Genomic DNA, 20,576 nt, shown 5'->3' with positions numbered 1-20,576 from the left:
ATGACGATTATATTCCTGTTGATTGGCCTCAGCCTGCTGGTGGCCCTCGTATTTCTGACGGCCTTTCTGTGGGCCGTGCGCAGTGGGCAATACGACGATGCCTACACGCCCTCGGTGCGGATGTTGTTTGACGATGAAGCGCCGGCGGAGCGGGGGGCGGTTGATACGAATCAAGCTCAGGCTTAAGCGGCGTCATGTGGCCCGGCGGGGGGCTGGGGGACCTTTGGAGCAGTAAATCACCTACTCCTCAGGGCATGCAAGCCGAACTTGAACTACCCGCTACCAGGCCGACGGCCCTACCCCCTCCCGCGCGGGGCGTGGAGTCGTTTTTCTACGACAATAAGATTGTCCGCGACTTCGGCGTGGCTACCGTTATCTGGGGCATTATCGGGATGCTGGTGGGGGTCATTGTGGCCTTCGAACTGGCCCGGCCCGAGCTGAACGTGACGCGCTACACCACGTTTGGCCGCCTGCGGCCCCTGCACACCAATGCCGTCATTTTTGCCTTTGTGGGCAACGGCATTTTCACGGGCGTGTATTATTCATTGCAGCGGCTGTGCAAGGCTCGGATGTTCTCCGACGTGCTTAGCAAAATACACTTTTGGGGCTGGCAGCTCATCATTGTGTCGGCGGTGATTTCGCTGCCGCTAGGGTACACTACCAGCAAGGAATACGCCGAGCTGGAGTGGCCGATTGACATCGCCATTACCCTGGTTTGGGTGGTGTTTGGGTGGAATATGTTCGGCACCATTGCCCGGCGGCGCGAGCGGCACTTATACGTGGCCATCTGGTTTTACATCGCCACGTTCATCACGGTGGCGGTGCTGCACATCGTGAACTCGATGGCGCTGCCGGTGAGCTTTATGAAAAGCTACTCCATGTACGCCGGGGTGCAGGACGCGCTGGTGCAGTGGTGGTACGGCCACAACGCGGTGGCGTTTTTCCTCACCACGCCCTACCTGGGCATGATGTATTACTTCCTGCCCAAGGCCGCCGAGCGGCCGGTGTACTCCTACCGGCTCAGTATCATTCACTTCTGGGCCCTGATTTTCATTTACATCTGGGCTGGGCCGCACCATTTGCTCTACACTGCCCTGCCCGACTGGGCCCAGAGCCTGGGCGTGGCCTTCAGCATCATGCTGATTGCGCCGAGCTGGGGCGGCATGATAAACGGCCTGCTCACCCTGCGCGGGGCCTGGGACCGGGTGCGCACCGAGCCGGTGCTCAAGTTTTTTGTGGTGGCCATCACGGCCTACGGCATGGCCACTTTCGAGGGGCCCATGCTAGCGCTGAAGAACGTGAACGCCATTGCGCACTTCACCGACTGGATTGTGGCCCACGTGCACGTGGGGGCCCTAGGCTGGAACGGCTTCCTCACCTTCGGGATGCTCTACTGGTTGTGGCCGCGGCTCTACCGCACGCCGCTGTTCTCCAAGAAGCTGGCTAACACGCACTTCTGGCTAGGCACGCTGGGTATTTTGTTCTACGCGCTGCCGCTGTACTGGGCCGGTTTCACGCAGGGGCTGATGTGGAAGCAGTTCAACGCCGAGGGCATGCTGCAATACCCCAACTTCCTGGAAACGGTGCTGCAAATCGTGCCCATGTACTATTTGCGCGGCATGGGCGGGGTGCTGTACCTGAGCGGCGTATTCTTGATGATGTACAATTTGTACCAGACCGCCAAAGCCGGCACGCTGCTGGCCAACGAGCCCGCCCAGGCCCCGGCCCTGCTGCCCGAAGCCCAGGACCCGCACGCCCAGGGCGGCCACTGGCACCGCTGGATTGAGCGCCGCCCGTTTCAACTGGCCGTGGGCGCCACGGTGGCCATTGCCATCGGCGGGGCCGTGGAGATGATACCTACCTTCTTGGTTAAGAGCAACGTGCCCACCATTGCGGCGGTGCACCCCTACCGGCCGCTGGAGCTGCAGGGCCGCGACCTCTATATCAAGGAAGGTTGCTCGAACTGCCACACCCAGATGGTGCGCCCCTTCCGCTCCGAAACCGAGCGCTACGGCGAGTACTCCAAGGCGGGCGAGTTTGTGTACGACCGGCCTTTCCTGTGGGGCAGCAAGCGCACCGGGCCCGACTTGCACCGCGTGGGGGCCAAGTACCCCAACTCGTGGCACTACAACCACATGATGGACCCCACCAGCATGTCGCCGGGCTCCATCATGCCGCCCTACCCGTGGTTGTTTGATAATCAACTGGATAAAAGCACGCTGCCCGCCAAAATTCGGGTGTTGCAAAAGCTGGGCACGCCCTACCCCGCCGGCTTCGACCGCCTGGCCGTGGCCGACGCCGAAACCCAGGCCCGCGGCGTGGCCGCCGCCCTCAAAACGGAGGACATCGACGTGAAATCGGACCGCGAAATCGTGGCCCTCATCGCCTACCTCCAGCGCCTGGGCACCGACATCAAGGTGAAGCCCGCGCAGGTGGCTGCCACGGCGGCGCAGTAGCGGGGCCGCCATGCTATTCTTAACTCGCTCATTATCATGGAAAAGAATGTTTTGCAATCCATCGCGGGCATCACGATTTACCCGCTCATCTCCTTCGGTATTTTCTTCCTCTTTTTCACAGCCCTGCTGGTGTACGTGCTGGTGGCCAACAAACAGCACCTACGCACCATGAGCCAGCTGCCGCTGGCTAGCGACGACGAGGAAATGCTCAAAACCACCCTTAACCACGACATTATATGCTAATCTTGCGCACCTGCTCATTAACTTTTCTGGGCCTGCTCACCGGCTTTATGGCCGCCGCCCAAACGCCCGGTACCGCCCCTACGCCCATTACCCTCCTGAGCTGGGTGGTGTGGTTTTTGGCCGGTATGGTGCTGCTCATGGCCGTCATGACCGCTGTTTCGGTGACCTCGACCGCCCAGCGCCGCTACGGGGCTGAGCAAGTTAAGTCGAATGATGCTGAAGTTGTTATGGCAGCGGCGGCACCGATTGAAATGGTTGCGGCCCAGGCCGTCACAACCGAAGCTGCTCCGCAAGTAGTCGCCATCGAAGAGGCTGTTTACGCATGATACGGCCCGGACACGCCCTGCTGGCGGCCGGCGCGGTGCTGCTGGCCACCCGCCCGGCCCTGGCCCAAACGGCGGCAACCAGCACCCCCGCGGCGGCCGACTCGACTTATGCGCTGGTCTGGTTCCTGTTGAGCACGCTGGTACTGGTGGGGATGGTGTTTCTGGTGTTGTTCGTGGCGCTCATCAGCTGGATGCGGCCGCAATTGCGCCAGCTCTACAACCTGCCCACGGTGCACGATACTTGGAGCAGCCGGGTGCTGGGCCTGCTGGTAGGCGATGCCCGACTGGTGCAAGGCGAGGTGCGCGACGAGGTGCTCAACCACGACTACGACGGCATCCACGAGTTCGACAACGACTTGCCGCCGTGGTGGAAGTGGGGTTTCGCCTTCACGGTGGTGTTCGCCCTGAGCTACGTAACCTACTACCACGTAGCGCGCAAGGGCCAGTTGCAGGGCGCCGAGTACGCCGCCGAAATGCAGCAGGCCGCGCTCTTCGTGCCCGTGGGTGGCGACGACCCCAACCAGGTAACAACCTACGTCGCCCTCACCGCCCCGGCCGACCTAAGCAGCGGCAAATCCATTTTCGCCACCAACTGCGCCGCCTGCCACGGGGCCAACGCCGAGGGCAAAGTAGGCCCCAACCTCACCGACGAATTCTGGCTGCACGGCGGCACCGTGAACAACCTCTACAAAACCATCAAGTTCGGCATCAATGGCAAAGGCATGGTGGCCTGGAAAGGCAAGCTTTCGGGCAAGCAAATGCTGCAAGTGGCCTCCTACGCCCTCAGCCTGCAAGGCTCAAAACCCGCCAACCCCAAAACGCCGCAGGGCGAGAAAGAAGCCGCCAGCAAGCCGGTGGCCAAGCTGTAGCTAACGCCGGTGGCCCGGCTCACGATTCCTTTTCAACTCCCTAATGCCCACTGCCCAGCCCAAACCCGATAATTCGTACCGCGACTCGCTCTCGACGATAGGCGCGGCGGGCGAGCGGGTGTGGCTCTACCCTAAGCAGCCGGGCGGGCGGCTCTACGACTACCGCAAGTGGCTGAGCTATGGTTTTTTGGCGGTGCTGTTTGCGGGGCCCTGGCTACGCATTCACGGGCTGCCGGTACTGCTGCTAAACCTGCCGGCGCGCCGGTTTATCATTTTCGGGCAGATTTTCTGGCCCCAGGATTTCTTCGTGCTGCTGCTGGCCACGCTCACGTTTCTGGTGTTCATCATCCTGTTCACGGTCGTGTACGGGCGCGTGTTTTGCGGCTGGGTGTGCCCGCAAACCATCTTTTTGGAGATGGTTTTCCGGCGCATCGAGTACTGGCTGGAAGGCGATGCCCCCCAGCAAAAGGCCCTCGATAAGCGCGCGCTGGACTGGGACAAGCTCTGGCGCAAAACCACCAAGCACGCGCTGTTCGCTGGGGTTTCCTTCTTGATTGCCAATACGTTCCTGGCCTACATCATCGGCACCGAGGCGCTGCTGCGCATTATCACCGACGCGCCCACGGCCCACCTGGAGGGGCTGGCCGCGATGGTGCTCTTCACGGGCGTGTTCTACGCCGTGTTTGCGCGGTTTCGCGAGCAGGTGTGCACCATTGTGTGTCCCTACGGCCGCTTGCAGGGCGTGCTGCTCGACCAGGACAGCCTGATGGTAGCCTATGATTACCAACGGGGCGAGCCACGCGAAAAGCGCCGCAAAAACGAAGTGCGCACCGCCGGCGACTGCATCGACTGCCACCAGTGCGTGCAGGTGTGCCCCACCGGCATCGACATCCGCGACGGGGCCACCCAGCTCGAATGCACCAACTGCACGGCCTGCATCGACGCCTGCAACAGCATCATGGACCTGGTGAAATTGCCCCAGGGCCTCATTCGCCACGCCTCGGTCAACGGCATTGCAGCCGGCACCAAGTTTCGGCTCACGGGCCGCGTCAAGGCGCTGTCGGGGGTGCTGGGGGTGCTGTTGGTGGTGCTCGTCGGCCTGCTGGCCTCGCGGGCCAACGTGGCGGCCACGGTGCTGCGTACGCCGGGCCAGCTGTTTCAGAAAACCGACCACGGTACCATCACCAACCTCTACAACATCTCGCTGCTCAACAAAACCAACCAGCCCTACCCCCTCACGCTGCGGGTGCTGGAGCCGGCCGGCGGCCACATTGCGCTGGTCGGCACCGATGGGCTGCTGCTGCCCGCCCAGGGCATCACGGAGGGCGTCTTTTTTGCCGAGCTGCCCCGGTCGGCCCTGCACACAACCAATCAGAAAGTCCGCATTGGGGTCTTCAGCAAAGGACAGCTAATTACGGAGACTGCTACCAAGTTTCTCGGCCCCAGTCAGTAACGCTGGCGGACTGGAACCTCACTTTTCTACCTCATGCCTACGCAACGCAACCTGTGGCCCTACGCCATCATTGCCACGTTCGTGCTGTTTGCCAGCTACATCGGCTACATGGTGCAGCAGGCCTTGCGCACCGACGTGGAGCTGGTGAGCCCCAACTACTACCAGCAGGAGCTGGCCTACCAGCAGCGCATGGAATCGGTGGCACGCACCGTCGCCCTGCCCGCCCCGGTGCAGATACGCTACGAGGCCGCCGCCCAGCGCCTGACGCTGGAGCTGCCGGCCGCCCTGGCCGGCCCCGGCATGCGGGGGCAGGTGCACTTCTTCCGCCCCTCCGACCAAAAGCTGGATTTCACGCTGCCCTTTGTGCCCACCGGTCAGCCGGGCCGGCAGCAGCTCAGCACCGCCCGCCTACGGCCCGGCCACTGGTGGCTGCGGCTGGATTTCAAGGCCAACGGCCAGGCGTATTTCATTGAACAAGAACTTTCTATTTAATCTAATGGCGCGCGCCGCGACGGCCGCGCTTCCTCGCTGATGTTGTGGGCTGGTTTCTTGTTTKGGTTGCTGGGCAGCTTCCACTGCGTAGGCATGTGCGGGGCCATTGCGCTGGCGCTGCCGGGTGCGGGCGGGCCGCGCTACCTGGCCGGGCGCGTGCTCTACAACCTGGGCCGCGTGAGCACCTACGCGCTGCTGGGCGCGGCGGCGGGGGCCCTGGGCCAGGGCCTGCGGCTGGCGGGCTGGCAGCAGGGGTTATCGCTGCTTTCGGGCGGGTTGATTTTGCTGCTGGTTGCCACGCCTGAGCGTTGGCTGGGCCGGGCGGCGGGCTTGCTGGGGCTAGCCGCCGGGCTGGGCCAGGTAAAAACGCAGCTCGCCTACTACTACCAGCGGCCGGGGCTGGGGGCGCTCTACACCACCGGCTTGCTTAACGGGCTGCTGCCCTGCGGCCTCGTGTACCTGGCCCTGGCCGGGGCCTTGAGCGCGCCGGGCGTGGGCGGCGCGGCGGCCTACATGGGCCTGTTTGGGCTAGGTACGCTGCCGCTGATGCTGGCCCTCTCGCTGAGTGGGCAACTGGTGCCCCTAACCTGGCGCCAGCGCCTGCGCCGGGCGGTGCCCGTGACGGCATTGGCGCTGGCGGGGCTGTTCATCTTGCGGGGACTGGGGTTGGGCATTCCCTACGTGAGCCCGGTGATGGGAGCGGGCTTAGGGGCTATCTCAGGGAAAACCGCGCGCCAGCCAGCTTCGGTTCACTACTGCCACTGAGGGCTAGGTACCGGTCCGTCAGCGCGCGCCGACCGACCCGTACCCGTTCTCCTGAAAAGTAGTTTAACTATCGATTGTCAATAAATTACCATCAAGCGTCATTCCCATCATGCCGACGGCCCTGCAAACCATTCTCGTTCCCGTTGACTTCACGCCCGCCTCGGAAGATGCGCTGGTGTACGCCAACAAGCTCGCCGTGCGCCTGCCCGCCGAAATCGTGCTGGTGCACGCCGGCACCGGCCCCGGCCTGCCGCCCGATGAGCGCGCCGCGCTGCTGCGCCGACTCGAAGCCCTGGCCGAGCGCCTGCGCTACCAGCAGCTCACGCGCCAGAACGGCCGCCGCATCAACTACCTCTGCCACGTGGCCGCCGAGCCGCTGGCCGCCTGCCTCCAAGTGCTGGTGACCGGCTACTGCGCCGACCTGGTGGTGACTGGCCAAGCCCTGCTCGACTGCGCCGCGGCCGGGGCCGCTTGCGCGCCCGTACTGCTGCTCCCCGAGCGCGTAAGCTGCCCGGTGCTAGTGGTGCCGCCCGGCCACCCCGAGCTGCCCGGCCGCCTGGTCGTGGCCGGCGATTTTGCCCGCCTCGGCGGCGCGCAGCTTGCGCCCCTGGCCGCTCTGGCCCGCACGGCCCCAGCGCACTTCGACCTGGTGCAGTTTTACCCGCCCACCAGTGCGGGCCTCGCGCCCCTAAAAAAGGCGTTGCGGGCCGCCTGCGCCCACCTGCCCGGCGCCATCACCCACCTGCTGCCCGACGACGATGCCCTGGAAGGCCTCAGCGAATTTTGCGCCCGCCAGGAGGCCCAGCTGCTGGTGCTGGGCACAGCCGATGGCTGCCTGGTGCGGCGCTTCTTTAATCCGCACTACCGCCAAACCAACGCTTTCCACCTAGGTATTCCGGTGCTGCTGCTGCCCACCAGCACCCTGCCCACAACCGCCTGCTGCGCCAGTTGCAGCCTGCGCCAGGCCGCCGAAGCCCGGCTCGTGGCGCAGCCTTCCACGGTAACGTTTTAGCTAGCAATGATTAGCGAACCCACTCTGGCGACTGCCACCGCCCGCGCCACCGTTGAGGCTTGGATGCGGGAATTTCAAAACTGGCTGTGCCAGCAGCTGGAGCGCGCCGATGGCACCGCTATTTTTCAGGAGGACCAGTGGGCGCACGCGGGCGGCGGGGGCGGGCGCACCCGCGTCATCCTGGGCGGGGCAGTGCTGGAAAAGGGCGGCGTGAATTTTTCGGCCGTGCGCGGCGAATTGGGCGAGGCTGCCGCCCACCAGCTACTGCTGCCCGATGCCCGCTACTTTGCCACCGGCGTGAGCGTGGTGCAGCACCCGCGCAGCCCCCACGTGCCCATTTCGCACATGAATGTGCGCTACTTCGAGGCCGGCAACGGCGAAGCCTGGTTCGGCGGCGGCCTCGACCTGACCCCCGTGTACGTGGACGAAACCCAGGCCCGCTGGTTCCACGCGCAGGTGCGCGCCGCCTGCGACCGCCACGACCCGGCCTACTACCCCCGCTTCAAGCAGTGGGCCGACGAGTACTTCTACCTGCCCCACCGCCAGGAAACGCGCGGCATAGGTGGCATTTTCTTCGACCGGCTGAGGGTGGGCGTCGATGGCTCGTTCGACGAGCTATTCGCCTTCGTGCAGGACGTGGGCGAAGTCTACGGCCGCACCTATACCGCCCTGATGCGCCAAAACCGCACCCGCCTCTACACCACCGCCGAGCAAGAGTGGCAGGCCGTGCGCCGCGGCCGCTACGCCGAATTCAACCTGGCCCTCGACCGCGGCACCAAGTTCGGCCTCGAAATCGGCGGCCGCACCGAGAGCATCCTGATGAGCCTGCCGCCGCAGGCCGCCTGGGCCTACAACCTGACGCCCGTGCCCGGCTCGCCCGAGGCTGCAACCCAGGCTTGGCTGCGCCAAGGGGTAGCGTGGACTGAGTAGGCTACCGGCTTTGTTCTTAGTAACGCAATTGCTCTATACTTAGAGTTTAACTAGCTCTTCCAAAGCAAACAGCTCCGTTAGAGCGGCGGCCAGCTGGTCGGCTTCGCCGCGTTGGCAGGCGGCTTTGAGCTGCAACACGGGTAGCTTGAGAAACTTCTGGGTCAGGGCTTTCGTGACTTCGTCCACCCGCCGGGCCTCGGCGGGGCTCAGGGGGGGGAGGCGGCTGATTTCCTGCTGGCGCAGCTGCTCCAGGATGCTTTTCAGCTTTTGAATGGTGGGCGACAACTGCATTTCGCGGCTGCGGTCGCGCAGGTCGGCCAGGCTGTCGGCGATGATGGCGCGCACCTGCGGAATGGCCGCCACCCGGCCGGCCAGCGCCGCCGCCGCTTTGCGCTGAATGTCGTCAATGTTATAAACCAGTATGCCCGGCACGGCCTCGACCGCCGCCGCCACGCTGCGCGGCACCGCGAGGTCGATAAAAAACTGGTGGTGCAGGTTGTGCAGCCCCGCCACCAGCGCCTGCGTGAAAACCGGTGTGGGCGCGGCCACGGCCGAAATCACCACGTCGGCCGCCCGCAGGCCCTGCGCCAAGTCGTTGAAATCGAGCACTGGCAAACCGCACTCGGCTGCCAGGGCTTTGGCCAGGGCGGGCGTGCGGTTGCAGAGCGTGACTTCGGCAAATCGCTTGCTTTTGGCGAAGTGCCGGGCCACGTCGGCCCCCATTTCGCCTAGGCCCACCAGCAGCACGCGCGGCCGGTCGAGGGCGGCGGTGAGCTCGGCCACCAGCTCCAGCGTGGCCGACGAGGTAGATGCGGCCCCGTCGCGGAAAGCCGTTTCCTGGTGCACGCGCTTGTGGGCCGCAAACACGGCGTGCAGCAAGCGGTGCAGATACGGCCCCGCCACGTCGGCCGCGGCCGAGCGCTGGTACGCCCGCTTCACCTGGTTGCCGATTTGGGGGTCGCCCACCACCTGCGCATCCAGCCCGAGAGCCACCTCAAACAAGTGCTGCGCCGCGGCCCCCGCCGCATCAAACGCCGTGAAACAGGCCCGGTAATCCCGCACATCGGCCACGCCCGCCACCCGCCCTATGGCCTCCACAATGGCTAGCTCTTGGTTGGCAGCGGCGCTGTAATACACCTCGGTGCGATTGCAGGTGCTGAGCACCAGCAGGTTATTTAAGTCTAGGTCGTGGTGCAGCGCTTGCAGCAGTTGGCTACACGCCGTTTCATCCAGGGCTAGCAACTCCCGCACCGCTAAGGGCGCTTTGTGGTAAGAAAGGCTGAGGGCCCGAAAGGGGTATTTCATGGGGGAAAGCTGGCGGGGAGGGCTGGCAAAAAGCGGCGGCCGGGCTAGGGTGCTAGCGGCTCCAAAGGTCCCCCGGCCCGGTGGCCGCGCGCGATGCGCGCGCTCAAGCCGCCGGTTGATTGTGCTTAATTMGAACCGATTGGTCAGCGCTGGCAGGCTGGTCGCCGGTGAAGAGGCGCCAGCTGATTGTTGGGAAAGGAGCTGCTAGTCCTTCGCCGCAGGTGGCCGACCGGCACTCGACCCTAAAGTCGATTCGACCCGCTAGAGTGGCCGCGTCAGGCGCACGCCGCCGTAGGCGTAGCCGTTCACGTTCAGGCCCTGCACGGGGGTGAGGGACAAGCTATTGCCGTGCAGCTTCTTGTAGAAATGCAGCACGACTACCCCCGCCGTAGCGCCTACTGCGCAGCCGATAAGCGCATCGGTGAAGTGCTGCGGGGGGAGGGCCGCGCCGTCGTAGCTGGCCGCCGTGCGGTGCAGGCGGGGCACCAGCACGCCCACTGTGGCCCCCACGGCGTAGCCCACCAGATTGTCGGTGAGGAAGTGCTTGCCGGCCCGGATGCGGAAGTAGGCCACCACCGCCGGCACGGCCGCCGCCGCGCCCCACACGTAGGGCTGCGCCCGCGAGCCGGGGTTGAAATCGTGAAACACCTGGGCCGCAAAAAACGTGGCCGTGGCCGTGTGGGCCACGTGCCCGCCAAAAAACGAGTCGGCCGCCACGGCCCCGCTGCGCAGGGCGCCGCCCTCGGCCCCGTAGAGGTAGGGCCGGTAGCGGTACACGGTGCCCACGGTGAGGGTGAACAGGGCGGCCGTGGTGGCCATCGTTTCCAGGTAGAGGCCCGCCACCTGGCCGTAGCGTCCGTGCACCGGCGCGTCGAAGGCCAGCAGGGCGGGCACCAGCGCCAGGGTGCCGTAGCAGAGCGCGTCGCTGGTGGCCTGGGCGCGGGCGCTGTAGGTGCCGGCCGAAAACCGGTCGAGGGCCGGCACGCGGGCGCGGTCCAGCACCGCTAGCTCGGCGGCCGGGGCCACGCGTTTGTGCTGCACCAGGTATAAGCCCGTGGCGCTCAGGCCGGCCAGCCCCAGCGTGAGGGGGGCGTCCAGGGCCAGCCGGGTGTGGTAGGGCGAGGGCCCTTGCTGGGCCAGGGCCGCCGCGTTTAGCCCTAGGGCTAGCAGCCCGGCCAGCCCGAATACCGCAAAACGCTGCATGGGAAAAGAAGAAATAAGTGGGCGGAGTGCCCCTTCCTACGGCCGGCAAGTACCGATTTGGGGCCCGCATTTATCCTGCTATAAAATCCGAAATTCACTGATTTATGTCAGGTTTTGGGATTCGTTGCCGCGGTAGCTTTGGGCTAGCCCACCTCCTAATCAGCCCCCAGAGCACCTGGCTACTTCGGGTCGCCCCAGCCCGCCTTAGCGCCTCCCGTGCCAGCGGTGCTTTCCGTTTCTGTCATGCGCCACCGCTTATTATCCGAATTCCCCACGCTCGTGCTCGACTACGACGCGGTAGACGACCTGCTGCACGCCCGCTGGGGCCCCGCCCAAACGCTGGCCTCGACCCAGGCCGGCTATGAGCAGATACTAACCGTGCTGCCGGCCCAGCACTGCCACCGCCTGCTCGACGACCGCCGCCAATCTCACCTGATGTGGGACGAGCTGGCCACCTGGATGGCCACCGACTGGTGCCCGCGCGCCCACGCGGCGGGCCTGCTACGCCACGCCGTGGTGTTTGCCGAAGACTTTTTTGGGCACCTTGCCACCGAGCTGGTGCTGGCGCGGGTCGACGGCTACGGCCAGCTCATGGGCTTCAGCTCGGAGGCTGCCGCCCGCCACATGCTGCTGGCCTCCTAGGCCCCGTGCCCCCTGCCGCTATGCCGCTCGATACCAAGCTCCCCGCGTCCTACATCTTCCGGGGCACCTGCCCCGCCCTGGTGCGGGCACTGCTGATTTCCAGCTTCTTCCACCTGCTCAAGCTGTCGATTTGGGCCTTTTTGCCGCCCGTGCTGCTCGCCGCGCAGACGGGGGCCGTGGCGGAATAATAGCTTTTCTACTCCCATTCCTTCGTCAACCTTCCCTATTATGGCCCTTACCCTCGTTGTTTTTGCCGGTTTCTACGCCGCCGCCCGCCACGCCGAACGCTACGCCGACACGCTGGGCCAGGCCCTGGCCGGCAAGCTGGTGCTGCTGCACGTCAACCGCGCCGCGCTGTTCGATCCTTACCTAATAGTGGGTGAGCGCTTCCGCCAAGCCGAGCTGGCCACCGAAGCCGATACCACGGCCGCCTTGCACCGGCAGGCCGCCGAGTTGCGCACGCCCGCTACCGTAGTGGTCACCACCGATCTGCTGCCCGTCATTGCCCGCGACCTGGCTGCCGGCTACCACCCGGCCTTGTTCGTGCTCAGCCAGCCCGACCCGGAGCACCCCGCCGCCGGCGTGGTGGCCGACTGTGCCGAGCTGCTGCGTGCCGGCCAGCACGCACTGCTGGTAGTGCCCGCCCACGCCCCGGCCGGGCAAGCCCCGCGCCGCATCTTAGTGGCCGCCGACCGCGAGGCCTTTGCCCTGGCGCCGGCCGCCCGCCCCCTGCACGCGCTGCTGGCCTTGCCCGGTACCGGGCTGGTGGTGGCCCACGTTTCGAGCGGGGTGGAGGATGATTCGGGCTGCGCGGCGGCCCTGCGCGCCGTGCAGGATAGCGGCCTGGTCGATGGGCTACCTACCCCCGAGGTAAGAGGTTATCTGAAAGATAATTACGCCGAGGGCGTGTTGGCCGCCGTGCGCGACACCCAGGCCGACCTGGTGGTAGTGTTTGCCCGCCAGCGCAGCTACCTGGGCGAGCTGTTTCACCGCAGCGTCACGGCCCGGTTACTATCCGACTGCCCGGTGCCGGTGCTGGTGCTGCCCACGGCCGCCAGCACGGCGCCAGCTGCTCAGGCGCCGGCTAGCTCGGTTACCGCCGCCCAGTACGCCAGCGTAGTACTCACCGGGCTCAGCCCGGCTGCTTAGGGTTGCGCCCCAGCCTGCCGAGCGGGGCCTGGATGTTGGAAAGAGCTGCTGCACAGGCCACCGTCGTCATTTGATTCACCTATTGTTTTTCACTTGGTATCATGAAAAAGAGAGCCTTGGTTAAGTCCACCCCGGTGGTTCTGCCCTCCATTCCTCCTATTATTGCTACCCCTGCGCTAGCCACCAAAGCCCACGGGGGCCCGCCCCGGTACGGCGACTACGGCTACCCGCCCGCCGCCCCCGCGCTACCCGCGCCCAACCACCGCGCCGAGGGTGGCAACGCCTACGACCTGAGCCACGAGCAAACCGGGCTGTATGCACCCACCTACTCATGAAGCGCCGCCACTTCCTGCCAGTAGCCGCTGCGGCGGCCACCGGCACCGGCCTGCTGGGTTATTACGCCTGGGACCAGCGCGCCGCCGGTGTAGCGCAGCGCCAGCCAGTGGCCCCCGATGCCCCGCTCACCGCGCCCCGGCTGCCGCCCGATGCGCGCCGCATCCTGTACCTGGCCTCGCTGGCGCCCAGTGCCCACAACACCCAGCCCTGGACGGTGCGCCTGCTGGGGCCCTACTACTGGGTTATCGGTAACGACCCGCGCGGCTGGCTGCCGGTGGTGGACCCCGGCCAGCGCGAAACCATGCTTTCGCTGGGGGCCTTTGCCCAAAGCCTGGAATACGCCGCCGCGCACTTCGGTTACCAGTGCCGCTGGCGGGTGCTGGCCACTACCTGCCAGGCCGCCGAGGTGCTGGCGGTGCAGCTGGAGCGCCGCCCCGGCCCCGCCTACCCCGACCTCACGGCGCTGCTGGGCCGGCGCACGCTGCGTACGGGGTTTTCAACCGTGCCTATCCAGCCCGCTGATGTGCAGCGGCTGACTGCTGGTGAGGCGGCGCATTGCCATTTTCTGCCCCCGTCTTCGGAACCAGGTACTTACCTCACCGCCGCCACGCGGCTGGCCAACCAGCGACAAACTGCCCACGACCCCGCCCAGCGCGAGCTGGCCCACTGGGTGCGCTGGACGGCCACCGCCGTGCAGCGCCACCGCGACGGCCTCACGGCCAGCAGCATGGGGATTGAGGGCCCCGCCGGCTGGCTGGTGCGGCACTTCTACGACAGCGCCCGCGTGCTTACGCCCGATTTTCGGCAGCGCGGGCTCACGCAGGTAACCGACCAGCTGGCCACGCACGGCGGCTGGCTCGTGCTCACCAGCCCCGACGAGTCGGTGCCCGCTTTGCTGGAAGCCGGCCGGCGGCTGGTGCGCATCTGGCTGCGGGCCAAGGCGGTGAATATCGCCATTCATCCCATGACGCAGGTATTGGAAGAAGCGCCTGGCCCCGCCGGCCTGGGCCCGCGCCTGGGCCTGGGCGCGCCCGTGCAGTTCGTGCTGCGCCTGGGCTACGTAGAGGGCTACGATGGCCCTGTGAGTCCGCGCCGGCCGGTCGAATGGTTTGTGCAGGCCTAGGGTGGGGAAGGGGGGCAGCCTGACAAACGTCATCCTTTAAGTAGATTATCGTCAGGGCCGGGAGCAACGGTGAATTTTGCTGTTGCCGCTTCACTGGCAAAGCCCCGCAAGTACTGGCGCAAAGCAAAGGCTGGCAAAAATCTTGTTTTTCACTGATTTATGTCAGGCTAGGCGCTGGGTGGGGCCGCTAGCTTTGGCTGGGCTCGCGCAAGCCCGGACTGCCCCCGGGCGGCCCTATTCAGTGCCCAATTATCTCTGCCGCCACCAGGGCCAGCCCCGCCATATGCTGCTCGATACCAAGCTGCCCGCGTCTTACCTCTTCCGGGGCATCCGCCCCGATTTGGTGCGGGTGCTGCTCATTTCCAGCTTCTTCCACCTGCTCAAGCTGTCGATTGGGGCCTTTTTGCCGCCCGTGCCGTTGCAGCTGCCCACCATTCTGGGTAGCCTAATCTCGCTGCTGCTGGCCTTCAAAACCAACCAGTCGTACGAGCGGTGGTGGGAGGCCCGCAAGGTGTGGGGGGCCATCGTCAACGACTCGCGCACGCTGGTGCTCCAGGCCGGCGGCTTCGTGCCCGAGGCCGTGCTGGCCGCCGCCCCGTGGCCGCTGCGCGCCCTGGCCCACCGCCAGATAGCCTGGTGCTACTGCCTGGGCGAAACCCTGCGCGGCCTCGACCCCACCGCCACCCTCACCAAGTTCTTGTCCCTAAGTGAGCTGGAGTATACTCAACCTCAAGCTAATAAGCCCCTGGCGCTGCTAGCCTTGCACACGGCGCAGCTCAAAGCCCTCTACGCGCAGGGGTCCCTCAATGCCTATCAGCAAGTGCAGCTCGATGCCACGCTGGCGCGCCTCTGCGACGCGCTTGGCCAGGCCGAGCGCCTCAAGAGCACCGTGTTTCCGGCCAGCTACCGGCGACTGGTGCATTTTTTCATCTATCTGTTTTTGCTCACGCTCTCGCTGGGGCTGGTGCAAGCTATTGGGCTCTGGGAAATTCCGGTGCTGCTGACCACTGCCTCCACCTTTTTCCTGCTCGAGCGCACCGCCCGCCACCTGCAAGACCCCTTCAGCAACCAACCTACCGATACACCGGTAACGGCCCTGGCCCGCACCGTCGAAATCAACCTGCGCCAGCTGTTGCTCGAAACCGCCGTGCCCGCGCCGCTCGCCCCCGAAGGGTTTTACCTGCTGTGATGGAGTAGCTGGTAATGGGCAACAACCTAATACTTTGGCAAAATAGCAGGCTTGCGGCAGTTAGACTGCCTAGGGCGGGGGGACAGTCTGAGCGGCTCGTGCGGCCCGTACTAGGGCGATAAACTCTCGTGAGTAGAGGGAAGCTCCGCCAATGAGGCCCCCGTCTATGTCGGGCTCCCGAAATAGGGCGACGGCATTTTGCGGGGTAACGCTGCCGCCGTACAGGATGGGGATTTCCTGCGCCACGAGCACCCCGTAGTGGTCAGCAATGTGCTTGCGCAGGGCGGCGTGCATCTGCTGCGCCTGCGCCGCCGGGGCGGCTATCCCTGTGCCGATGGCCCACAGCGGCTCGTAAGCAATGATGATAGTCCTAAACGCCGCGGCCGGCAAATGAAAAAGGCTGTCGCTCAGTTGTTTTTTGACAAATCCAAGGTAGTCGCCTTGGGCGCGCAGTTGGGGTGACTCGCCACAGCAGAAAATGGGTATCAGGTTGCTGGCGAGCGCGCAATTCRCTTTCTCAGCCAACAGCGCACTAGTTTCGCCAAAGTAATGCCGCCGCTCGCTATGACCGAGTATAACATACGCTACCCCAACGGAGTGAAGCATCGGGGCGGAAATCTCGCCCGTGTAGGCCCCCGCAGCTTGCGGCGCGCAATCCTGGGCGCCCAAAAAAAGCCCGTTATCGGGCCGCATGAAGCACAGTGCCGGCACGAGGTACAGCGCCGGTGGGCACACGACCACCGTAACCCCGGGTGCCGCATCGGCGGACAGCCCATCGGCAATAGCGGCTAGCAAGGCAGTGGCCTCAGCCAGCGTCTTGTTCATCTTCCAATTGCCAACAATGATTTTCCTACGCATTGCGACTTTGGTTAAAGACAAAAGCAGCCGTCAATTTGCCCGGCGAAAAGACGGAACTAGGGCACGTATAGGTTATGGCCCCGGACTGATACTGCCACCTCGGCTGGCGAGTGGGTAAAACAGCACGGCTCCGTTCTTCACCAGCAAATGGGGGAGGGATGCGTGAAAAGAATGCCCATCAGCTTCGGTGGTTGCGGCGAGCAAGACGCACTGCAAGAGTACGCCGGCCTCAACGCCGCCCCCATGAGCAAAATCAGCCAGAAGGGTGACAAGCCTCAGCTTCAGCCCAACTAGTTAGTAGTCAAAATATTAAGATTCGCTACTCGATTCTAATTCGTGGTCCGCCACAAAATCTAGCAGCAGCGCCAGCAGCTCGGGACGCACGCGTGGTAGCGGGGCAGACAGTACCAGTTCATCGAGGGGCGTCCCGGCTAGCAGCGCGTGCAGCTCCGTGGCATCGGCCACGCGGAAGCCCATGTTCCAGTCGGCAAAGCTGCGCTCGAGGCAGGGCCCGGCCCCAATCAGGCGGCAGCGGCGGTGGCGCGGGTCGGCCACGATGCGGTCGTAGTAGAGCGCCCGCACCACGGTTTCCTCCCCTTCCAGAATCTGGAAAAACCGGCCGTTGGGCGTGTGCAGCAGCAGGCCCGAGAGGCGGTGCGCGCGGTTGTAGGCACGGGACTGGTGCAGCAGGGCCGTGCGGGCGGGCGCGTCGAAGGGTAGCCGCGCCTGGCTTTGGTAAAAGAGGTGGTACAGGCCCATAGTGGCAAGGAGTGAGGAAGAGCCCGCCGCGGGCAGCTACCCTGCCGGGCCAAAGCAGTCCTTTCGGTAGGGAAGCTACGCCTTAAGAATTGATAATCAATTAATTTTAACTAAATTAAAGTACTAGCTAGCCTGGCCGTTGGCCTAGCCGGTGGGGGGTAGGGCAAGCCGGGCCAGCAGCTGCGCCACGATGGCCTCGCCCTCCGGCAAGCCCTGCTGGCGCCATAGTTCCACGCCCCGGCGCACCAGCACGAAGGCCGGAAGGTCAGCAGAATGGAAGCTGCGCACCACCGCCGGGTGGGTGGCCTCGTCGACCGACAGCACCTGCGCCGCGCTGCCCAGCTGCTGCTGCAAAGCCCGCAGGGCCGCCAGCGTGGCCGCTCGCACGGGCTGCGCCGTGCCCACCGCCGGCAGCAGCACCAGCAGCACCGCGGCATCGGCGGGCAGGGCAGGCAGGGGAGCGGGGGTAGGGGTAGGCATAGCGGGATTGGCGGCACTAAGGGTAGGGGGCAGCGGCAAAACTAGTGCGCCGCCACCGCCGCTAGCATGAGGCTACTGCCTTAATTAGCTGACGTGTATCAGCTTAATTGGGGCCCTAGCGCACGGCCGGCCCGCCCCACCACGTACGCCGAGCAAGCCCCTGATGGATGCCGGGCAAAGGGATGACGTTTGTCATGGTGAGGGGGCCCACTTACCGCCGACCTTTGCGAAGGGCAAGGTCCAGCTTCAGAATTACCGGTTTTCCCGCCACCCACTCATGCTCGCCGCTGCCTATACTAACATCCTCTCCGACCTGCTCTACATCCACTCGCAGGAGTTTGTGGGCATCTATGACGTGGACCTGGGGTGGTTTACGCAGGTAAACCCTCGGGCCGTGCAGCTGCTGGGCTACGCCTCGGAAGCCRATTTTCTGGCCGACCCCGACCACTCGCTGCGCACGCCGCCCTGGACGACTAACGAGTGGGCGGCCCTGTGCGCACTCACCCGGCGCGAAGGCCACCACGAGCTAGAAGCCACCATCCGCCGCCACGCCGGCGAGCCTTTTTTGGCCTATTTGCGGCTCACGCATTTTGAGGCTGCGGGCCGTGCCGCGCTGCTCGTGTGCCTCACCGAGCAAAGTCCCCTGCAGCGCGCCGAGCGCGCCCTGGCCCACAGCGTGCGGCGCTTCGAGGCGGTGTTTACCAACGCTACCATCGGCATCGTTGTCTGCGATAAGGCCGGTACCATAGTATCGGCCAATGAGTTGGCTAGCCAGCTCTTTGGCTACGCGCAGCCCGCGCTGCTGGGCCAGCGCATCGAAGTGCTGGTGCCCGACGCTGCCGGCTGCCACCACGAGCAGCTGCGCGCCTCCTTCAACCAGCACCCGCAGGTGCGCAGCATGGGGGCCCACCGCGCCCTGCTGGGCAAGCGCCAGGACGGCTCCGTGTTTCCGGTCGAAGTCAGCCTGAGCTACTTCTACCTCGACGAGGAGCTGTACGTGGTGGCCTACATCCTCGATACCAGCCTCAAGCAGGCCGCCGAGCAGGAGCTCATCACCCAGCACCAGCACGTGGCCCGCCTCAACGCCGAGCTGGAGCAGAAGGTGGCCGACCGCACCCACGCCCTGCTCAGCACCCTGGCGCAGCTCGAAAAGCGCGGCCAGGAGCTGGCCAAGGCCCTGGCCGCCGAGCAGGAACTGGGCGAATTGAAGTCGCGCTTCGTGAGCATGGCCTCGCACGAGTTTCGCACCCCGCTCACGGCCGTGCTCACCTCGGCCACGCTCATCGGCAAGTACGCCGGCGCCGACCAGCAAACCCAGCGCGTGCGCCATCTGGCGCGCATCGAAGCCTCCGTGAACCACCTCAATGCCATCCTGGAAGAGTTTCTCTCGGTGGGCCGCATCGAGGAAGGTGCCATGGAGGCGCGGCCCACCACCCTCGATTTGGCCACGCTGCTCACCGAAACCCTGGCCGATGTGCAGAGCCTGCGCAAGCCCGGCCAAACCATTGTGCGGCTGGTGGAGTGCCCCGTCCCGTTTCGGCTCGATTCGTCGCTGCTGCGCAAAATCCTGGTCAATCTGCTCTCCAATGCCCTCAAATATTCGGGCGATAACTCAGTGGTGACGGTGCGGGCTAGCTGCCAGGATAATGAGCTGCTGCTGAGCATTGAAGACCAGGGCGTAGGCATTTCTCCGGAAGACCAGGCGCACCTGTTCGAGCGGTTTTTTCGGGCCCGCAACGTCAGCACCGTGCCCGGTACCGGGCTGGGCCTCTACATCATCGCCAAGTACCTGGAGCTGATGGGGGGTACCATTGCCCTGCGCAGCGCCCTGGGCCAGGGCACCACCGTCACCGTCACCATTCCTTATGAAAACGATTCTGCTGATTGAGGACGACGTCTTTATCCGGGAAAACACGGCCGAGCTACTCGGCCTGACGGGCTACACCGTGCGCACCGCCGAAAACGGCAAGCTCGGCGTGGAAAGCGCCCTGGCCGCCCGGCCCGATTTGGTTATCTGCGACATCATGATGCCCGTGCTCGACGGCTACGGCGTGCTGCACATCTTCAACCAAAACCCCCAGCTTGCGGGCGTCCCGTTCATTTTCCTCACTGCCAAAACCGAGCGCACCGACCAGCGCCGCGGCATGGAGCTGGGCGCCGACGACTACCTAACCAAGCCCTTCAGCGAGAATGAGTTGCTGAGCGCCATCAGTGGCCGGCTGACCCGTTTCCAGCACCTCAAGCCCGACTACGACTTGCAGGCCGGGGGCCTTAACGAGTTTCTGGACGATGCCCGCGCCGTGGGCCAGCTGGCGGGTCTTTCGGCTGACCGCCGCGCCCACCCCGTGCGCCGCAAGCAGGACGTGTACCTTGAAGGCGACGAGGCCACGCGGGTGTATTTCGTGCAGGCCGGCCGCATCAAAACCGTAAAGACCACCGAAGCCGGCAAGGAGCTGATTACCGGTTTTTACGGCCCCGGCGAGTTCTTCGGCTACCTGGCGCTGCTGGGCCACACCCCGCATGCCGACTCGGCCGTGGCCGTCGACGACTCGGAGCTGGTTTACATTCCGCAGGACGATTTTTCGCAGTTGCTGCTACGCAACCCGGCCGTGGGTCAGCAATTCATTCACCTGCTGGCGGGCCGCGTGCGCGAGCGCGAGCAGCAGCTGCTGGCCATGGCCTATAACTCCATTCGCCGCCGGGTGGCCGACATGCTGCTGCGTCTCTACGAGCCTACGGCCGCCGACCCGGCCGCCAGCATCCAGCTCCTGCGCGACGACATGGCCGCCCTGGTCGGCACCGCCCCCGAATCCCTGATTCGCACCCTCAGCGAGTTCAACCAAAACGGCCTGATTGAGCTGACCCCCAAGCACGTTCGGGTATTAGAGCCGGAGAAGCTGCGCCGGGCGCACTGGTAAAGGTGCGGGACGCAACGTCGCGGTCGGGGCGCTCGCTCCGGCAGGGCGTTTCCCTGACAATTGTCAGG

General features: G+C 65.1%; 24 protein-coding genes. 19 read left to right on the top strand and 5 right to left on the bottom strand.

All coding sequences use genetic code 11. The features are described 5' to 3' along the window. The 10 genes from ccoS (at position 1) to hemF (ending at position 8,546) form a co-directional block, all read left to right on the top strand. On the top strand, positions 1-186 hold the full coding sequence (gene ccoS, locus EAH73_RS22440; protein WP_140469675.1) for a cbb3-type cytochrome oxidase assembly protein CcoS: 186 nt from the start codon (positions 1-3) through the stop codon (positions 184-186). Between the two features lie 68 nt (positions 187-254). Beyond that, positions 255-2,456 carry a cytochrome-c oxidase, cbb3-type subunit I gene (ccoN, locus tag EAH73_RS22435; RefSeq protein WP_140469674.1) on the top strand — a complete coding sequence of 734 codons (2,202 nt, stop codon included), beginning with the start codon at positions 255-257 and terminating at the stop codon, positions 2,454-2,456. A 36-nt stretch (positions 2,457-2,492) separates the two neighbouring features. Continuing rightward, positions 2,493-2,699, top strand: a complete 207-nt coding sequence (locus EAH73_RS22430) for a hypothetical protein (RefSeq protein WP_140469673.1) — start codon at positions 2,493-2,495, stop codon at positions 2,697-2,699. Continuing rightward, positions 2,693-3,025: a hypothetical protein gene (locus EAH73_RS22425; protein WP_140469672.1), complete on the top strand. Its 333-nt coding sequence runs from the start codon at positions 2,693-2,695 to the stop codon at positions 3,023-3,025. Before EAH73_RS22430 ends, EAH73_RS22425 begins: the two co-directional genes overlap by 7 nt. Continuing rightward, positions 3,022-3,894 carry a cbb3-type cytochrome c oxidase N-terminal domain-containing protein gene (locus EAH73_RS22420; RefSeq protein WP_140469671.1) on the top strand — a complete coding sequence of 291 codons (873 nt, stop codon included), beginning with the start codon at positions 3,022-3,024 and terminating at the stop codon, positions 3,892-3,894. The genes EAH73_RS22425 and EAH73_RS22420 overlap by 4 nt, the downstream gene beginning before the upstream one ends. Positions 3,895-3,937: 43 nt before the next feature. Beyond that, positions 3,938-5,347 (top strand): cytochrome c oxidase accessory protein CcoG, encoded by a 1,410-nt coding sequence (gene ccoG / locus EAH73_RS22415; RefSeq protein ID WP_140469670.1) that lies wholly within the window; start codon positions 3,938-3,940, stop codon positions 5,345-5,347. A gap of 33 nt (positions 5,348-5,380) precedes the next feature. Continuing rightward, positions 5,381-5,839, top strand: coding sequence for a FixH family protein (locus EAH73_RS22410; RefSeq protein ID WP_140469669.1), 459 nt, complete (start codon positions 5,381-5,383; stop codon positions 5,837-5,839). Positions 5,840-5,878: 39 nt separating this feature from the next. Continuing rightward, positions 5,879-6,604, top strand: a complete 726-nt coding sequence (locus EAH73_RS22405) for a sulfite exporter TauE/SafE family protein (protein WP_140469668.1) — start codon at positions 5,879-5,881, stop codon at positions 6,602-6,604. Positions 6,605-6,713: 109 nt separating this feature from the next. Then, entirely contained in the window at positions 6,714-7,616 is a 903-nt protein-coding gene (locus tag EAH73_RS22400; RefSeq protein ID WP_140469667.1) for a universal stress protein, read from the top strand. A 6-nt stretch (positions 7,617-7,622) separates the two neighbouring features. Beyond that, a complete protein-coding gene (gene hemF, locus EAH73_RS22395; protein WP_140469666.1) occupies positions 7,623-8,546 on the top strand; it encodes an oxygen-dependent coproporphyrinogen oxidase in 924 nt (307 codons plus the stop codon). 39 nt (positions 8,547-8,585) lie between these two features. Here hemF and hemA read toward each other — a convergent pair whose 3' ends face one another. Beyond that, the gene (gene hemA / locus EAH73_RS22390; RefSeq protein WP_140469665.1) at positions 8,586-9,851 is read right to left on the bottom strand and encodes a glutamyl-tRNA reductase; all 1,266 of its coding nucleotides are present in this window, start codon (positions 9,849-9,851) and stop codon (positions 8,586-8,588) included. A 261-nt stretch (positions 9,852-10,112) separates the two neighbouring features. Further along, on the bottom strand, positions 10,113-11,054 hold the full coding sequence (locus EAH73_RS22385) for a phosphatase PAP2 family protein (protein WP_140469664.1): 942 nt from the start codon (positions 11,052-11,054) through the stop codon (positions 10,113-10,115). Positions 11,055-11,297: 243 nt separating this feature from the next. On the opposite strand from EAH73_RS22385, the gene EAH73_RS22380 reads away from it, so the two are divergent. The 6 genes from EAH73_RS22380 (at position 11,298) to EAH73_RS22360 (ending at position 15,493) form a co-directional block, all read left to right on the top strand. Beyond that, positions 11,298-11,696: a hypothetical protein gene (locus EAH73_RS22380; protein WP_140469663.1), complete on the top strand. Its 399-nt coding sequence runs from the start codon at positions 11,298-11,300 to the stop codon at positions 11,694-11,696. 20 nt (positions 11,697-11,716) lie between these two features. Next, positions 11,717-11,884, top strand: a complete 168-nt coding sequence (locus tag EAH73_RS23255; protein ID WP_161599660.1) for a hypothetical protein — start codon at positions 11,717-11,719, stop codon at positions 11,882-11,884. A 40-nt stretch (positions 11,885-11,924) separates the two neighbouring features. Then, complete coding sequence (locus EAH73_RS22375; RefSeq protein WP_140469662.1) at positions 11,925-12,845, top strand: universal stress protein; 921 nt, start codon at positions 11,925-11,927, stop codon at positions 12,843-12,845. A gap of 101 nt (positions 12,846-12,946) precedes the next feature. Further along, positions 12,947-13,180, top strand: a complete 234-nt coding sequence (locus tag EAH73_RS22370) for a hypothetical protein (protein WP_140469661.1) — start codon at positions 12,947-12,949, stop codon at positions 13,178-13,180. Then, positions 13,177-14,304, top strand: coding sequence for an Acg family FMN-binding oxidoreductase (locus EAH73_RS22365; RefSeq protein WP_140469660.1), 1,128 nt, complete (start codon positions 13,177-13,179; stop codon positions 14,302-14,304). The genes EAH73_RS22370 and EAH73_RS22365 overlap by 4 nt, the downstream gene beginning before the upstream one ends. A gap of 241 nt (positions 14,305-14,545) precedes the next feature. After that, on the top strand, positions 14,546-15,493 hold the full coding sequence (locus EAH73_RS22360) for a bestrophin family protein (RefSeq protein ID WP_240047372.1): 948 nt from the start codon (positions 14,546-14,548) through the stop codon (positions 15,491-15,493). Between the two features lie 69 nt (positions 15,494-15,562). On the opposite strand, the gene tpiA is transcribed toward EAH73_RS22360, so the two are convergent. After that, positions 15,563-16,351 (bottom strand): triose-phosphate isomerase, encoded by a 789-nt coding sequence (tpiA, locus tag EAH73_RS22355; protein ID WP_140469687.1) that lies wholly within the window; start codon positions 16,349-16,351, stop codon positions 15,563-15,565. A 162-nt stretch (positions 16,352-16,513) separates the two neighbouring features. Here tpiA and EAH73_RS23940 point away from each other — a divergent pair, with 162 nt between their 5' ends. Next, positions 16,514-16,645, top strand: a complete 132-nt coding sequence (locus EAH73_RS23940) for a hypothetical protein (protein ID WP_262711103.1) — start codon at positions 16,514-16,516, stop codon at positions 16,643-16,645. Positions 16,646-16,660: 15 nt separating this feature from the next. Here the strand turns inward: EAH73_RS23940 and EAH73_RS22350 are convergent, their stop codons facing one another. Further along, positions 16,661-17,110 carry a BLUF domain-containing protein gene (locus EAH73_RS22350; RefSeq protein WP_140469658.1) on the bottom strand — a complete coding sequence of 150 codons (450 nt, stop codon included), beginning with the start codon at positions 17,108-17,110 and terminating at the stop codon, positions 16,661-16,663. Positions 17,111-17,254: 144 nt separating this feature from the next. Then, entirely contained in the window at positions 17,255-17,590 is a 336-nt protein-coding gene (locus tag EAH73_RS22345; RefSeq protein WP_140469657.1) for a thioredoxin, read from the bottom strand. A gap of 277 nt (positions 17,591-17,867) precedes the next feature. Between EAH73_RS22345 and EAH73_RS22340 the strand changes: the two genes are divergently transcribed. Further along, complete coding sequence (locus EAH73_RS22340) at positions 17,868-19,478, top strand: PAS domain-containing sensor histidine kinase (protein ID WP_140469656.1); 1,611 nt, start codon at positions 17,868-17,870, stop codon at positions 19,476-19,478. After that, on the top strand, positions 19,456-20,508 hold the full coding sequence (locus tag EAH73_RS22335) for a response regulator (protein ID WP_140469655.1): 1,053 nt from the start codon (positions 19,456-19,458) through the stop codon (positions 20,506-20,508). Before EAH73_RS22340 ends, EAH73_RS22335 begins: the two co-directional genes overlap by 23 nt. The last annotated feature ends 68 nt before the right edge of the window (positions 20,509-20,576 follow it).

The organism is Hymenobacter nivis (assembly GCF_006439025.1).
GTDB lineage: Bacteria > Bacteroidota > Bacteroidia > Cytophagales > Hymenobacteraceae > Hymenobacter > Hymenobacter nivis_A.
Note: the sequence above shows the minus strand (reverse complement) of the source record. Positions and strands in the feature narration are given on the sequence as shown.